This is a genomic window from Streptomyces sp. CC224B (assembly GCF_030010595.1).
Taxonomy (GTDB): Bacteria; Actinomycetota; Actinomycetes; order Streptomycetales; family Streptomycetaceae; genus Streptomyces; species Streptomyces longispororuber.
Window position 1 is genome coordinate 1 of record NZ_JASCXL010000085.1, and the last position, 15,353, is coordinate 15,353.

General features: G+C 74.1%; 11 protein-coding genes. 5 read left to right on the forward strand and 6 right to left on the reverse strand.

All coding sequences use genetic code 11. The annotated features are described in order from the left end of the window. The first annotated feature begins 1,072 nt into the window (after positions 1–1,072). Positions 1,073–7,798: a non-ribosomal peptide synthetase gene (locus QK440_RS28885; RefSeq protein WP_282796165.1), complete on the forward strand. Its 6,726-nt coding sequence runs from the start codon at positions 1,073–1,075 to the stop codon at positions 7,796–7,798. 226 nt (positions 7,799–8,024) lie between these two features. On the opposite strand, the gene QK440_RS28890 is transcribed toward QK440_RS28885, so the two are convergent. Both QK440_RS28890 and QK440_RS28895 read right to left on the reverse strand, forming a co-directional pair. Further along, positions 8,025–8,219: a DUF397 domain-containing protein gene (locus QK440_RS28890; protein WP_282796166.1), complete on the reverse strand. Its 195-nt coding sequence runs from the start codon at positions 8,217–8,219 to the stop codon at positions 8,025–8,027. Further along, positions 8,201–9,043: a helix-turn-helix transcriptional regulator gene (locus tag QK440_RS28895; RefSeq protein ID WP_282796167.1), complete on the reverse strand. Its 843-nt coding sequence runs from the start codon at positions 9,041–9,043 to the stop codon at positions 8,201–8,203. The genes QK440_RS28890 and QK440_RS28895 overlap by 19 nt, the downstream gene beginning before the upstream one ends. Positions 9,044–9,158: 115 nt before the next feature. Here QK440_RS28895 and QK440_RS28900 point away from each other — a divergent pair, with 115 nt between their 5' ends. The 4 genes from QK440_RS28900 (at position 9,159) to QK440_RS28915 (ending at position 11,604) form a co-directional block, all read left to right on the forward strand. Further along, positions 9,159–9,401 (forward strand): hypothetical protein, encoded by a 243-nt coding sequence (locus QK440_RS28900; protein WP_282796168.1) that lies wholly within the window; start codon positions 9,159–9,161, stop codon positions 9,399–9,401. Further along, positions 9,398–9,613, forward strand: coding sequence for a hypothetical protein (locus QK440_RS28905; RefSeq protein WP_190139321.1), 216 nt, complete (start codon positions 9,398–9,400; stop codon positions 9,611–9,613). Before QK440_RS28900 ends, QK440_RS28905 begins: the two co-directional genes overlap by 4 nt. A 347-nt stretch (positions 9,614–9,960) precedes the next feature. Further along, positions 9,961–10,707: a DNA repair protein RecO gene (gene recO / locus QK440_RS28910; protein WP_282796169.1), complete on the forward strand. Its 747-nt coding sequence runs from the start codon at positions 9,961–9,963 to the stop codon at positions 10,705–10,707. A gap of 75 nt (positions 10,708–10,782) precedes the next feature. Beyond that, on the forward strand, positions 10,783–11,604 hold the full coding sequence (locus tag QK440_RS28915) for an isoprenyl transferase (protein ID WP_282796170.1): 822 nt from the start codon (positions 10,783–10,785) through the stop codon (positions 11,602–11,604). 78 nt (positions 11,605–11,682) lie between these two features. Here QK440_RS28915 and QK440_RS28920 read toward each other — a convergent pair whose 3' ends face one another. From QK440_RS28920 to QK440_RS28935, 4 genes are all read right to left on the reverse strand, one after another. Then, entirely contained in the window at positions 11,683–12,093 is a 411-nt protein-coding gene (locus QK440_RS28920) for a transcriptional repressor (RefSeq protein ID WP_190139317.1), read from the reverse strand. Between the two features lie 170 nt (positions 12,094–12,263). Further along, positions 12,264–13,157: a metal ABC transporter permease gene (locus tag QK440_RS28925; protein ID WP_282796171.1), complete on the reverse strand. Its 894-nt coding sequence runs from the start codon at positions 13,155–13,157 to the stop codon at positions 12,264–12,266. Positions 13,158–13,167: 10 nt separating this feature from the next. Further along, positions 13,168–14,013, reverse strand: coding sequence for a metal ABC transporter ATP-binding protein (locus QK440_RS28930; RefSeq protein ID WP_282796172.1), 846 nt, complete (start codon positions 14,011–14,013; stop codon positions 13,168–13,170). 83 nt (positions 14,014–14,096) lie between these two features. Then, positions 14,097–15,101: a metal ABC transporter substrate-binding protein gene (locus tag QK440_RS28935; RefSeq protein WP_282796173.1), complete on the reverse strand. Its 1,005-nt coding sequence runs from the start codon at positions 15,099–15,101 to the stop codon at positions 14,097–14,099. Between the last annotated feature and the right edge of the window lie 252 nt (positions 15,102–15,353).

Sequence of the window (15,353 nt, forward strand, 5' to 3'; positions counted from 1 at the left end):
GGGGGGGGGGGCGGGCCCGGGCGCGGCGGGCCCGGGCGCGCGGGCCGGGCACGTCGGGCCGGACCACCGGGCGCGGGTCGGTCTTCTCACGCTGGTGATCCCTGCCCGGGAGCGGCCCCGACCGGGTGCCCGGGCCGTACGACGTCACCTGCCCGGACGCGCCCATGGGCCGTCTGGCGGAGGCGGACGTGCCGGAGCGGCCCGTTCCGGCGGGCGCCACCGCGGGGAATGCGGACGGCGGACGGCGGACGGCGGTGGCGTGATCCCGCCCCTCATTTCCCCCTCGGAGAAAATTGCCGTGAGTTCGGCTCAACCCGGGCGCCGGTACGGGCGTCGAACCCCCGCCGCCGCGCTCCGGCAGACGTTGTCCGCACCGGTGCGCGGCATTCCGCGGGCGCCGCGCGCGGAACCTCCACGCACGGGGGGATATGCCGAACGCGGCCCGGCTGTCTTGTCGACCAGACACCTTGCGCGGGCGGACGGGAAAAGGGCTCGGGAAGCCGCCGCGCTCCCGGTACCGGGACAGGCCAAATGCCGTGTGCCGGAAGGAAGTTGTGATCGTCAGGAAGGGCGCTGCGGCCCCGCGGGTGAGCGTCGCCGGTTCTTTTCCCGGGCTGCGGGGCAGCGTTAAGGTCGCGTAAAGGGAACGGGGCCCGGCGACACGGACGGAGGAATGACAGGAACCCCGCGTTCCCGCCCCTCGGGACAATGTGTTCCCGCCTGCCGGGAACTGCCGGAACACCCCAGGGAAGTGTCGCGACAAGGCGCCGGGACATACTCCGACCGGCTCCCCTTGTTTTCCCTGCCGTCCTTGCCTGCCCTGTTCTCCGGTTCCGCTTGATTTCCCTCGCTTCCCTTGTTTCCGTTGCTTTCCCGCCCGGTCGTGGCGCCGCGTTCGCGGCGCCCTCGGCACCGGTGACCGGCCCGGCGCGGCCGCCGCGCCCTTCCGTACCGGGACCGCCGTACGCACGGGACACCCCCGCGCGCCGGTCCCGCCTGCCCTTCACCCGGTCCGAGCCGGGCTGTCCCCCGTTCGGTACCGATGACGGACTTCTGATCCAGGGAGTTTTCTGTGACCCACCTTCATGCGACGCCCACCGACGGCACGGAGGCCGCGGGGGTGACCGTCGCCGCGGCCTTCGCTGCCCGGGCGGCCGCCCGCCCCCGGGCCGTCGCCGTCGTCGGCGGCGACGAGGAGCTGACGTACGGCCGGCTCGACGAGCGGGCCGACCGGCTGGCACGGGTGCTGCGTGCGCGGGGGGTGACCGAGGAGTCGGTCGTCGCGGTGGCACTCGACCGCTCGGTGCCGTACGTCGTGACGGTCCTCGCGGTGCTCAAGGCGGGCGGCGCCTACCTGCCGCTCGACCCCGGATACCCCGCGCGGCGGCTCGCGTTCATGCTGCGGGACGCCGCGCCCGCCGTCGTGGTGACCGACACGGCCACCGCCGCGGAGCTGCCGGACAGCGACCACCCGCGCCTCCTCCTGGACGCCCCGGACACCGCCGCGGCGCTGGCGTCCGCCCCGCCGGGACCGCCGCCGGGAGCGGACGACCGGCCCGGACGGCTCTGCCACGTCATCTACACCTCCGGCTCCACCGGCACCCCCAAGGGCGTGGCCGTCACCCACGAGGACGTCCTCGCGATGGCCGCCGACCACCGGCTGGCGGGCGACGCGCGCACCGCGTTCCTGCTCCAGGCCCCGCCGGCCTTCGACGGCTCCACCTTCGAGCTGTGGCCGACGCTGCTGCGCGGCGGCACCGTCGTGGTGGCCCCGCCCGGCGTCCCGGACGCGGAGGAGACGGCCAAGCTCGTCTCCCGGCACGGGCTCACCGGCGTCTTCCTGTCCGCGGGCGTGTTCCGTGTGGTGGCCGACGAGCGGCCGGACGCCTTCACCGGACTGCGGGAGGTGTGGCTCGGCGGCGACGTCGTGTCCCCGGAGGCGGTACGCCGGGTCCTGCGCGCCTGCCCCGGGGTGACGGTGTACGACGCGTACGGACCCACCGAGGCCACCTGCTTCGTGAGCTGCCACGCCGTCGCCTCGGCCGACGAGGTGACCGGGCCCGTGCCGATCGGCTCGCCCCGCGACGGCACCCGGCTGTACGTCCTCGACGCCGGGCTGCGCCCGGTCGCGCCGGGCACCCCCGGCGAGCTGTACGCGGCCGGGCCGGGCCTGACCCGCGGCTACCTGGGCCGCCGCGGCCTGACCGCCGAGCGGTTCGTGGCCTGCCCCTTCGACGGCGCGGGCACGCGCATGTACCGCACCGGCGACATCGTGGCCTGGAACGCCGACGGCCACCTGGAGTTCCGCGAGCGCGCCGACGACCAGGTGAAGATCCGCGGCTTCCGCGTCGAGCCCGGCGAGATCGAGGACGCCCTGGAGGCGCACCGCCAGGTGGCCCACGCGGTGGTCGTCCCGCGCGACCTGCCCGGCGGCCGCGGCCGGCAGCTGGTGGCGTACACCGTGCGGGCCAGGGACGAGACGTTCGCCGCCCGGCGGGGCGGCGGCACCGGCCACTTCACCCTCGACTCCGGCGTCGCCCCCGGCGAGCTGCGGGCCCACCTCGCGCAGCGGCTGCCCCCGTACATGATCCCGGCCGCGTTCGTGGCGCTCGACGAGCTGCCGCTGACGGCGACCGGCAAGGTGGACCGGGCGGCCCTGCCCGACCCGGAGTTCCACGGGGCGGACTACCGGGCCCCGCGCGACGCCCGCGAGGAGTGCCTGGCCGCGCTCTTCGCCGAGGTCCTCGGCACCGAGCGGGTCGGCGTCGACGACGACTTCTTCGCCATCGGCGGCGACAGCATCCAGTCCATCCAGGTCGCCACCCGCGCCCGCGCCCGGGGCCTCGCGGTCAGCGCCCGCGACGTGTTCGCACACCGCACCGTCGCCGCCCTGGCCCAGGCCGCGACCACGGCCGGGGACGGCACCGCCCCCGTCCTGGAGGAGCTGGACGGCGGCGGCACCGGCTTCCTGCCGCACCTGCCCGTCACCCGCTGGGTGCGCGGCTGGGGCCCCGGCTTCGACCGGTTCTCCCAGGCCATGGTCCTGGAGCTGCCCGAGGGCATCGACCGCGCGGGGCTCGCGGCGACGCTCGGCGCGGTCGTCGACCACCACGACCTGCTGCGCGCCCGCCTGGTCCCGGCGGGCGCCGGGGCGGACACCGACGGCCTGGTCGTCGCGCCCGCCGGGACGGTGGACGCGGACGCGCTGTTACGCCGGGTCGCGTACGACGGCCCCTGGGAGGCCGGGACGACGGACGGACCCGCTGCCGCTCCCGCCGATCTCACCGCCGGTCGCGCCGGGGAACCCGCTGCCGCTCCCGCCCAGGCCCCCGCCGACGGTCACCCCGATGAGCCCGCCGCCGCTCCCGCCGGCCACCCCGCCGACGCCTGGCGCGACCTGCTCCTCGCCGAACTGGACGCCGCCACCGCCCGCCTGGACCCCGCGGGCGGCGTGATGGCGCAGTTCGTCTGGTTCGACGCGGGCGAGGGCCGCGCCGGGCGGCTCCTCGCCGTCCTGCACCACGTCGTCGTCGACGGCGTCTCCTGGCGGATCCTCATGCCGGACCTGGCCCGCGCCTGGCAGCGCGTCCGGGCGGGCGAGGCCCCCGACCTGCCGCCGGTCGGCACCTCCGTGCGCCGCTGGGCCCACGCCCTGGTGGCGGAGGCGCACCGCCCCGGGCGGACCGCGGAACTGGAGCTGTGGCGCTCCGTCGTGACGGGCCCCGACCCGGTCATCGGCGCGCGCCGCCTGGACCCGGCGGTGGACGTCGTCTCCACCCTGTCCCGCGTCCGCGTCCAGCTCCCGGCCCGGGTCACCGAGACCCTCCTGACGCGACTGCCCGCGGCGTTCCGCGGCGGCGTCAACGACGGCCTCCTCACCGCCCTCGCGATGGCGGTGGCCAAGTGGCGCGCGGCGCGCGGCGTGAGCGAGCCGTCCGCGCTGATCCGCCTGGAGGGCCACGGCCGCGAGGAGGCGGCCGCCCCCGGCGCGGACCTGTCCCGCACCGTCGGCTGGTTCACCAGCGTCTTCCCGGTCCGCCTGGACGTGTCGGGGGCCGACCTCGACGACGCCTTCGCGGGCGGCCCCGCCGCCGGGGCCCTCGTCAAGGCCGTCAAGGAGCAGCTCCTCGCCCTGCCCGACAAGGGCATCGGCTACGGCCTGCTGCGCCACCTCAACCCCGAGACGGCCGCCGTCCTGGCACCGCACCCCGTCGGGCAGATCGGCTTCAACTACCTGGGCCGGTTCTCCGCGGGCGCCGACATGCCCCCCGAGCTGCGCGGCCTCGGCTTCACCCAGGACCCCGGCGTGGCGGAGCTGGCCGAGCTGGACGCCGGGCAGGACCCGCGCATGCCGGCCCCCGCCGAGCTGGACATCAACGCCCACGTCACCGACACCCCCGAGGGCCCCCGCCTCGGCGCCCTGTTCACCGCGCCGGAGGGCGTCCTTCCGGCCGCCGCGGTGCAGGAGTTGGCCGACCTGTGGTGCCGGGCGCTGGAAGGCCTGGCCCGGCACGCCGAGCGGCCCGGCGCGGGCGGCCCGACCCCGTCCGACGTGCCGCTGGTCGCGGTCGGCCAGGACGACCTCGACGCCTGGCGGGAGCACCACCCGGGCCTGACCGACGTCTGGCCGGTCTCCCCCCTCCAGGCGGGCCTGCTCTTCCACTCCACGATGGCGTACGAGGCCGGGGCCGGCTTCGACGCCTACCTGTGCCAGTACACGCTGCACCTCACCGGCCCGGTGGACGCCGACCGGCTGCGCGCCGCCGCCCAGGCCCTCCTGGACCGCCACCCCGCTCTGCGCGCCGGGTTCGTCCCCGGCCCCGGCGGCGACCTGGTCCAGCTCGTCGTGGACTGCGCCCTGCCGTGGACGCGGCGGGACCTCGGCGCGCTCGGCGAGGCGGAGCGCGACGCCGCGGTGGAGGAGTTCCTGGCGCACGACCTCACCGTGCTCTTCGACCCGGCCGAGCCGCCCCTGCTGCGCACGGCCCTGCTCACCCTCGCCCCCGACCGGCACGAGCTGGTCCTGACGGCCCACCACGTCCTGCTCGACGGCTGGTCCCTGCCGCTGCTGGTCCAGGACCTGCTGCGCCTGTACGCCGCCGGCGGCGACGCCTCCGCGCTGCCCCGGGCCCGCGGCTACCGCGACTACCTGGCCTGGCTCGCCCGGCAGGACGCGGGGGAGGCGGCCCGGGTGTGGCGGGAGGAGCTGGCGGGGGTGGAGGAGCCCACGCTGCTGTTCCCCGAGGCCGGGTCCGACGCCGACAGCACCGGCATCGGCCTGGCCGACGTCCCCCTGCCCGCCGCGCGCGCCCGGGAGCTCACCCGCCGCGCCACCGAGCTGGGCGTCACCCTCAACACACTGGTGCAGGGCGCCTGGGGCATCCTCCTCGGCAGCCTGACGGGACGCCACGACGTCCTGTTCGCGGCCCCCTCATCGGGGCGGCCGCCGGCCCTCGCGGGCGTCGAGTCGATCGTCGGGATGTTCCTCAACTCCCCGCCGGTACGCGTCCGCTACGCACCCGGCGACACCCTCGCCCAGGTCCTCACCCGCCTCCAGGAACGGCAGGCGGCGCTGCTCGACCACCATCACCACAGCCTCGCCGACATCCAGCGCGCCGCCGGGCTGCCGACGCTGTTCGACACGGCCATCGGCTTCGAGTCCTTCCCGCTGGACCGCGCGGCCGTCGCGGAGGCCAGCGCCGCGGCCGGGTTCACGGTCACCGGGCTGCGCTCGTTCACCGCCAGCCACTATCCGGTGACCCTGTTCGTCTACCCGGACGGCCCGCACCTGCGGCTGGCCGTCCACTACCAGCGCCACGTCCTCGACCAGGCCGCGGCCGACGAGCTCGCCGCCCGGCTCGCGCACGTCCTCGGGCACCTCGCCGAGAGCCCCGACGCCCGGGTGAGCGAGGTCGGGGTGCTCGACGCCGCCGAACGCACCCGCGTCCTGGAGGAGTTCAACGCCACCGTCCGCGAGCGCCCCGCCACGACCGTCACCGAACTCTTCGCCCGGCACGCCGCCGACACCCCCGACGCCCCGGCGCTCACGGACACCGACGGCACCACCCTGACCTACGGGCAGCTCGACCGCCGCACCAACCGGCTCGCCCACCTCCTGCGCGAGCGCGGCGTGGGCCGGGACGCGGTCGTCGCCGTGGCCCTGCCCCGCTCCGCCGCGTACGTCGTCACCGTCCTCGCGGTCCTCAAGGCGGGCGGCGCCTACCTGCCGCTCGACTCCGCGTACCCGGCGGCACGCCTGGAGTTCATGCTGCGCGACGCCGCGCCCGCCGCCCTGGTGACCGACGCGGGGACGGCCGCCGCCCTGCCCGCGGCCGACTGCCCCCGCCTCGTCCTGGACGACCCGGCGACCCGGGCCGCCCTCGCGGCCGCCCCGGACCAGGAGCCGCCCCCGTCCTGGCGGGGCCACCCGGACCAGCTCGCCTACCTGATGTACACCTCCGGCTCCACCGGCACGCCCAAGGGGGTCGGCGTCACCCACCGCGGCGTGACCGGGCTCGCCACGGACCGCCGCCAGGACCCCGAGGTGTACCGGCGGGTCCCGCTGCACTGCGCGCAGTCCTTCGACGCCTCCACCTACGAACTGTGGGTGCCCCTCCTCAACGGCGGCGCGATCGTCGTCGTCCCGCCCGGCCGCCTCGACGTCGCCACGCTCTCCCGGCTGACCGCGGAGCACGAGCTGACCGGGGTGATGTTCTCCTCGGGCCTGTTCCGGGTGGTCGCCGAGGAGCAGCCCGAGGCGTTCACCGGGGTCCGCGAGGTGTGGGCGGGCGGGGACGTGGTGCCCCCGTCCACGGTGGAGCGGCTCCTCGCCACCTGCCCCGGCATCAGGTTCGTCAACGCCTTCGGCCCCACCGAGGCCACCATGGCCGTCTCCGTCCACGTCATGGCGGGCCCCGAGGACATCGGGCCCGTGGTGGCCATCGGCCGCCCCCTGGACAACACCCGGCTGTACGTCCTCGACGCGGCGCTGCGGCCGGTCCCGCCAGGGACGCCGGGGGAGCTGTACGCCGCCGGGGAGCGCCTGGCCCGCGGCTACCGGGGCCGCCACGCCCTGACCGCCGAGCGGTTCGTCGCCGACCCGTTCGGCCCGCCCGGCACCCGCATGTACCGCACCGGCGACGTGGCCGCCTGGACCCGCGAGGGCCTCCTGCACTTCCGGGGCCGCGTCGACGACCAGGTCAAGCTCCGCGGGTACCGCATCGAGCCCGGCGAGGTGCAGGCCGCCCTGGTGCGCCACGAGGGCGTGGCGCAGGCCTTGGTCGTGCCGCGCGAGGCGCCCTCCGGGCGGGGCAAGCAGCTCGTGGCGTACGTCGTCCCGGTACGGCCCGGGGGCCCCGGCCCGGCCCTGACGGTGGCGGCGCTGCGCGCCTTCGCCGCGGAGGCCCTGCCCGACTTCATGGTCCCGGCGGCCTTCGTCCTCCTCGACGCGCTGCCGCTGAACGCCAACGGCAAGACCGACCTGGGCGCCCTGCCCGCCCCCGAGTCCGCCGCGGCCGACTACGTCCCGCCCGCCACCCCGCAGGAGCGGCAGCTCTGCGAGCTGGTCGCGCAGGTGCTCTCCGTCGAGCGGGTCGGCATGAGCGACGACTTCTTCGAGCTGGGCGGCGACTCGCTGCTCGCGACGCGGCTCACCAGCCGCATCAGCAACGAGATGGGGGTACGGGTGCCGCTCCGCGCCGTCTTCGAGGCGGAGGGCATCGCGGGGCTGGCCCGCACGGTGGCTGCCGCGCCGCGGGATACCGCCCCGAAGCTGCGGCGGATGGCCTCCGGCGGGTGAGGGGGGCCTGCGGCTGAGGCCTGGTTCGGGCGGGCCTTTCCCACCCGCCCGCCCATGGCCACCCCGGCGGGAGCGCTGCCGCTGGGCGTTCGGGTGCCCGCCGCTACCGCGGCGGGTGCTTTCCCGCCCACCCACCCATGACCAGCCGGCTTCGTGGGTGGGGCTTTTGCCGGGCGGCATCCTGAGGGACGCCACCGCGTGGTGGGCGTGGCACCGGGGCGGTACGTCAGCGAGCCACCCCGGCGACGAACGCCCGCCACGCCGCCGCGCCTATGACCACGGCGGGCCCGTGGGGATCCTTGCTGTCCCGGACGGGAACGACACCGTCGCCACCGTCCGCGACCTCGACGCAGTCGCCGCCGTGCGCGTCGCTGTACGTGCTTTTGCGCCAGCGAGCAGTGCTTAGGTCGAACTCGCGCATCGTCTGAAGTCCTCAGCCGCCGACTCGATGAGAGGCAGGGACGCCTCCGGCGACAACGCGGCGGCCCTCAGGAGATCGTAGGTCGTCGTAACGCGCTTCACCACTGACGGTTCGTCCAGCAAAGTCCCTGAAAGCTGGCTCTCTGTATAGACAGTTGGCGGGGCGTCGTCGAACTCCATGAGCTTCATCATGTGACCCATGGCGGACACTGCTCCGGACGCGAACGGCAGGACTTGCACCTGGACCTTTCGCTCACGCACGAGCGTCGCGATGTGTTGGAGCTGCTTGGCCATGGCGGCCGCACCGCCCACGGGAGCACGTAGTACGGACTCCTGCAGAATCGCCCAGTACACGGGCCTGGTGGCGTCCTTGAGGATTCGGCCCCTGTCCAGCCGGGCTCGCACCTTGTCCTCGACGTACTCCTCGGTGGCGAACGGGTTGCCCGCCCACATCATCGCCCGAGCGTACTCGGGCGTCTGGAGCAGCCCCGGGACGATCGTCGGGGCGAACTCGCTGATCCTCGTCGCCAGGCGCTCCAGTTCCACCACGGCCTGGAACCACGCCGCGAAGGGGGAGTCCTTGATCAGTTTGAGCCACAGTCGTTCGAAAAAGCCCTCGGTTTGCAGGACTTCGTCGATCCGCTGGGCCACGTCCAACTGCGGCTTGCGAATCGCCTGTTCGAATTGGCCGATGTAGCCGCCGGAGACAAAAACGCGGGCCCCCAGCTCCACTTGGGTGAGGCCCGCGTTCTCGCGCCGTCGCTTTAACTCCGCGCCGAAGAACTCCCAGGCTGCCTGGCGCGACCCATGGGCACCTTTGGCCATGGATAACTCCCCTCCTCTGCCCCGCGGTTGTAGAGCACAGACTCCTGCCAACTGTAGACGCGTTGCGTCACCGTAAGGATACGAAGCGTGAAATTCGACGGTGAAGGGGAGTCACGTGACGGCGAAAAAGGCCGCCGGCGAGACGCACTCGGCGGCATGTGTGCAAGAGGCGGAGGACACGGTGAAGGAATTGCGTGCGGCCTTGCGGAGGGCGGGGATCTCGCTGCCGTCCCTACGGGTGGACCCGGTGACCGTGGCGCGGCAGGCGCCGTGCCCGCTGGTGGACCTGGGGCGCTGCTCCGTGGAGGCCGCGGCGCGGCTCGCCGCCTGTCTGCCGGGTGAGGGGGCGCACCCATGAGGCTCCCCATCGGGACGTACGCGGTGGACACCCGGACCGGCCGGGTGGGCAAGGTGATGGGCCACGAGGGCCCGTACGTGCAGCTCCGGCCGTACGGGGGCGGCCGGGAGTGGGACTGCGCGCCCGAGGTGCTGCGTACGGCGACGACGGCGGAGCGGCTGCGCGCGGCGACGGCGTACGCGAACGCGCGCAGCAGGGGGGAGGTGCCTTGACTGCGGGGCTCAGCCGGGGGGTACGGCGGGCGGCGGCCGGGGGCGATCTCGGCCACCGCCGCGCGCGACGCGGTGGGGACCGGCTCGGGCATCGGGATCAGCGGGCCGTCGGGGAGCGGGATCGCAGGGCCTCCGGTGCGGATGCGGGCGGCGCTCGTGCGCTACCGGCTCGCGGCGGGGGAGGGGCCCGCCCGTGATCCCGCGCAGGGTCCGGGCCGCACCCCCCGGGCCGCCCACCGCCCCGCCCCGGGCGGGACCGGGGCGGGCCCCGGGGCGCCACCCCGGGCGGCCCCGGCCTCACCCGCCCCAAGGCCCCCGGCCAGAATTCCGTACGGGACAATGGGTCCATGAGCCTGTTCCGTGACGACGGTGTCGTGCTGCGCACCCAGAAGCTGGGGGAGGCGGACCGCATCATCACGCTGCTCACGCGCGGGCACGGGCGGGTGCGGGCCGTCGCCCGCGGGGTGCGCAGGACCAAGTCGAAGTTCGGGGCCAGGCTGGAGCCGTTCTCGCACGTGGACGTGCAGTTCTTCGCGCGGGGCTCCGAGCTGATCGGGCGGGGGCTGCCGCTGTGCACGCAGAGCGAGACCATCGCTCCGTACGGTGGCGGCATCGTGACCGACTACGCCCGGTACACCGCCGGGACGGCGATGCTGGAGACGGCGGAACGGTTCACCGACCACGAGGGCGAGCCCGCCGTGCAGCAGTACCTGCTGCTCGTCGGCGGCCTGCGCACGCTCGCCCGCGGCGAGCACGCCCCGCACCTCGTCCTGGACGCCTTCCTGCTGCGCTCGCTCGCCGTGAACGGCTACGCGCCCAGCTTCGACGCCTGCGCCAAATGCGGCATGCCGGGACCCAACCGCTTCTTCTCGGTCGCCGCGGGCGGCTCGATTTGCGCGGACTGCCGGGTGCCGGGCAGCGTCGTACCGTCGGCGGAGACCCTCACGCACCTCGCGGCGCTCCTCACCGGTGACTGGCAGACGGCCGACGCCTGCGAGCCCCGGCACGCGCGGGAGGGCAGCGGGCTCGTATCGGCGTACCTGCACTGGCACTTGGAGCGCGGGCTGCGCTCGCTCCGCTACGTGGAGAAGTAGGACGTGACGCAGCACAGGCGCGGCACGACGGCGCGCGGCCCGCGGAAGAATCGCTGAGAACTGGAGTAGTCCCTTATGGCACGACGCGGAATCCTCGGACGGTCCCGCCGTGAGTACACGCCGCCCGAGCCGCACCCGTCGGGCGCGCGGCCGCCGAAGATCCCCGGCGAGCTGGTGCCGCAGCACGTCGCCGTCGTCATGGACGGCAACGGCCGGTGGGCCAAGGAGCGGGGCCTGCCGCGCACCGAGGGCCACAAGGTGGGGGCCGAGCGGGTCCTGGACGTCCTCCAGGGGGCCATCGAGATGGGCGTCGGGAACATCTCCCTGTACGCCTTCTCCACCGAGAACTGGAAGCGCTCGCCCGACGAGGTGCGCTTCCTGATGAACTTCAACCGGGACTTCATCCGCAAGACCCGTGACCAGCTCGACGAGCTGGGCGTGCGCGTGCGCTGGGTGGGCCGCATGCCCAAGCTGTGGAAGTCCGTCGCCAAGGAGCTCCAGATCGCCCAGGAGCAGACCAAGGACAACGACCGGCTCACCCTGTACTTCTGCATGAACTACGGCGGCCGCGCCGAGATCGCCGACGCCGCCAAGGCCCTCGCCGAGGACGTGCGCGCCGGGCGCCTGGACCCGTCGAAGGTCACCGAGAAGACCCTCGCCAAGTACCTGTACTACCCGGACATGCCGGACGTGGACCTGTTCCTGCGCCCCAGCGGCGAGCAGCGCACCTCCAACTACCTGATCTGGCAGAGCGCGTACGCCGAGATGGTCTTCCAGGACGTCCTGTGGCCGGACTTCGACCGCCGCGACCTGTGGCGCGCCTGCCTGGAGTACGCCTCCCGCGACCGCCGCTTCGGCGGCGCCATCCCGAACGAGGAGCAGCTCAAGAAGGGCTAGCGCGGCGTACGACGAGGGCCCGCACCACCGGCTCGGCGGGTGCGGGCCCTCGCGTACGCGTACGGCTCCTGGCCGGTACTACTTCTTGGCGCAGTCCACGCAGGTGCCGAAGATCTCGACGGTGTGCGCCACGTTCACATAGCCGTGCTCGGCCGCGATGGCCTCCGCCCACTTCTCCACGGCCGGGCCCTCCACCTCCACGGCCTTGCCGCAGACGCGGCAGACCAGGTGGTGGTGGTGATCACCGGTCGAGCAGCGGCGGTAGACCGCCTCGCCGTCGTTCGTGCGCAGCACGTCGACCTCGCCCGCGTCGGCGAGGGACTGGAGCGTGCGGTAGACCGTCGTCAGCCCGACGGAGTCGCCGCGGTGCTTGAGCATGTCGTGCAGCTCCTGCGCGCTGCGGAACTCGTCCACCTCGTCGAGGGCCGCCGCCACCGCGGCTCGTTGCCGGGTGGCCCGGCCTCGCACGGGCGGTCCCGCCGTCGTCACAGATGCCTCCTCAGCGCTCGTCCGCACAGCAGTCACAGGTCGGATCTCGCCCGGCCATTGTGCCAGGTCGCCCCATGAGCCTGGCCAGAGCGCTCTCGGACAGTGATCCGCCGTGGTCCGGACCACGCGTGATCGTGGCCCGGAGGATCACTGCCCCGTCCGTGGCCTCCTCAGACCTTGACCTCGTCCGCGGTGCCTCGCGCGCCCGGCACGTCCGCCGTGCACGCCGCCCCGTCGCGCGCCAGCGCCCGCGCCCTGCGGCGGGCCAGCGGCGCGGCCAGGACCGTCAGCACGACGAACACCCCGATCGTCAGGAGCACGATCGTCGCCCCGGGCGGCACGTCCTGGTAGTACGAGGTGACGGTGCCGCCGAGCGTCACGCCGACGCCGATGGCCACCGCGATCGCGAACGTCGCCGCGAACCCCCGGGTGAGCTGCTGCGCCGCCGCCACCGGCACCACCATCAGCGCCGACACCAGCAGCAGGCCCACGACGCGCATCGCCACGGTCACCGTGATCGCCGCCGTGACCGCCGTCAGGAGGTTCAGGGCGCGCACCGGCAGGCCCGTGACCCGCGCGAACTCCTCGTCCTGGCTGACCGCGAACAACTGGCGGCGCAGCCCGACCGTGACCAGGACCACGAACGCGGCGAGCAGGCAGATCGCCGCCACGTCGTCCTCGGACACCGTCGACAGCGAGCCGAACAGGTACGAGCTGAGGTTCGCGTTCGAACCGCCCGGCGCGAGGTTGATGAACATCACGCCGCCCGCCATGCCGCCGTAGAACAGCATCGCGAGGGCGATGTCGCCGCGCGTGCGGCCGTACCAGCGGATCAGTTCCATGATCACGGCACCGGCGACCGCCACCGCCGTCGCCATCCACACCGGGGACGTGGAGAGCAGGAAGCCGAGGCCCACGCCCGTCATCGCCACGTGGCCGATTCCGTCTCCCATGAGGGCCTGGCGGCGCTGCACCAGGTAGATGCCGACGGCCGGCGCGGTGATGCCGACGAGGACGGCGGCGAGCAGCGCCCGCTGCATGAACGCGTAGTTCAGGATTTCCATCGCCGGTCCCTCAGGTCAGCAGGCCGGTGCGGACGGGGGCCGCGTCGGCGTCGTGCGGGTGTACGTGGTCGTGGCCGGGCAGCGCGTGCTGGCCCACGGCCTTCGGCGGCGGGCCGTCGTGCAGCACGCAGCCGTCACGCAGCACGACCGCGCGGTCGATCAGCGGCTCCAGGGGGCCGAGCTCGTGCAGCACGAGCAGGACGGAGGTGCCGCGCTCCACCTGCGCGCGCAGGGTGGCGGCGAGCACCTCCTGGCTGGCCAGGTCCACGCCCGCCATCGGCTCGTCCATGATCAACAGGTCGGGCTCGGAGACCAGGGCGCGGGCGATGAGCACCCGCTGGTGCTGGCCGCCCGACAGCGCGTTCACCGAGTCCTTGGCCCGGTCCGCCAGGCCGACCTGCTCCAGGGCGTCCCGGACGGCCTCCCGGTCCGCCTTGCGCAGCACGCCGAAGCGCGTACGCGACAGGCGGCCCGACGCCACGACCTCCGTGACCGTCGCGGGCACGCCGCCCGCCGCCGTCGTGCGCTGCGGGACGTAGCCGACGCGCGCCCAGTCGCGGAAGCGGCGGCGCGGCGTACCGAAGATCTCTATCTCGCCGCCGGTCACCGGCACCTGGCCGATGACCGAGCGGACGGCCGTGGACTTGCCCGAGCCGTTCGCGCCGAGCAGCGCGACGACCTCGCCCGCGCCGACCGTCAGGTCGATGCCGCGCAGCACCGGGCGGGCGCCCAGCTCGGCGGTCACCCCGCGCAGGGATATGACGGGCTCTCCCGTGGCCTCCGTGGCGCTCCTCCCGCCGGCCGTCCTGCCGGTGGTCCTGCCGGTCGTCCTGTCGGTCTTCTTGGCGTCACCCATGCCGTGCCCCTTTCCGGAGGGGGTCCTCGCGCCGCTGTCCGTCACGCCGCGCCGGGTCTGCCGCGCCGTGCCTGCCGCGTCGGTCACTTGGCACCGAGCGCCGTGCGCAGGGCCTTCAGGTTCGACCGCATGACCTGGACGTAGTCGTCGCCCCGGGACTTCTCGGTGATGCCCTCGACCGGGTCGAGCACGTCCGTCTTCAGCTTCGCGTCGTTCGCGAGGGTCTTCGCGGTCTTGTCGCTGACGAGGGTCTCGTGGAACACCGTGGTCACGCCGTCGGCCTCGGCCATCTTCTGCAGCGCCTTGACGCGGTTCGCGCTCGGCTCGCCCTCCGGGTCCAGGCCGGTGATGGACTCCTCGGTGAGGCCGTAGCGCTCGGCGAGGTAGCCGAAGGCCGCGTGCGTGGTGATGAACACCTTGGTCCTGGTGTCCTTCAGGCCCTTCTCGAACTCCGCGTCGAGGCCCTTGAGCTTCTTCACCAGGGCGGCGGTGTTCTTCTCGTACGCGGCCTTGTGGTCCGGGTCGGCCTTCGCGAAGGCCTTGCCGACGCCCTCGGCGACCTCGGCGTACCGGACGGGATCCAGCCAGATGTGCGGGTCCGGGCCCTCGTGCGCGTGCCCGTGCTCGTGCCCCTCGTGCTCGTCGCCGTCCCCGTGCTTCTCGTCCCCGTGCTCGTCGTGGCCCTCCTCGCCGTGGCCTTCCTCCTCGTGCTTCTCCAGGCTGGTGAGGCCGGCCGCGTCGATCTTCGTCTTGAGGTCCGACTGCCCGATGGCCTCGTCCACGTTCGGCTGGAGGCCCTTCAGGTACAGGGCCGCGTCGGACTCCTCGAGCTGGGCGCGCTGCTTGGCGCTGATCTCCAGGTCGTGCGGTTCCTGACCGGGCTCCGTGAGGGTGCTGACCTCGACGTGCTTCCCGCCGATCTGCTCGGCGAGGTACTGCATCGGATAGAACGACGCCACCACGTCCAGCTTGCCCTTGTTGTTCGTGGCCGCGGCGTCGTCGGAGGAGCAGGCCGACAGGGACACGAGGGCGAGGGCCGTCGCGGCGGTGAGGGCGGAGGTGGATATGAGGCGGCGTCGTACGTTCATGACAGTCATTTTCAACAATTATGGAAACGATTGTCAACAAACTGTCCACGAGGCTTCCCCTACACCGCCCCCGCCCCCACCCCCCGCCCCTCCTGAACGGCCCTGCCGCTGGTTCGGGGCCGCGCCCTCACAGGAAGAGCGAGAAGAGCAGGAAGAGGACGAAGCCGCAGGAGTGGGGTGGGCGGGCGGGCCCGGAACCGGGCGGGGGGCTAACCGATTTGATCCGGGGGGTGCGGGCGCCGGTAACCTGAG

Coding starts and splice junctions, on each gene's coding strand:
- QK440_RS28905 (WP_190139321.1), top strand. CDS start 9,398: ATGAGGCTCCCCATCGGGACGTACGCGGTGGACACCCGGACCGGCCGG.
- QK440_RS28930 (WP_282796172.1), bottom strand. CDS start 14,013: ATGGGTGACGCCAAGAAGACCGACAGGACGACCGGCAGGACCACCGGC.
- QK440_RS28925 (WP_282796171.1), bottom strand. CDS start 13,157: ATGGAAATCCTGAACTACGCGTTCATGCAGCGGGCGCTGCTCGCCGCC.
- QK440_RS28895 (WP_282796167.1), bottom strand. CDS start 9,043: ATGGCCAAAGGTGCCCATGGGTCGCGCCAGGCAGCCTGGGAGTTCTTC.
- QK440_RS28935 (WP_282796173.1), bottom strand. CDS start 15,101: ATGAACGTACGACGCCGCCTCATATCCACCTCCGCCCTCACCGCCGCG.
- QK440_RS28890 (WP_282796166.1), bottom strand. CDS start 8,219: ATGCGCGAGTTCGACCTAAGCACTGCTCGCTGGCGCAAAAGCACGTAC.
- QK440_RS28915 (WP_282796170.1), top strand. CDS start 10,783: ATGGCACGACGCGGAATCCTCGGACGGTCCCGCCGTGAGTACACGCCG.
- recO (WP_282796169.1), top strand. CDS start 9,961: ATGAGCCTGTTCCGTGACGACGGTGTCGTGCTGCGCACCCAGAAGCTG.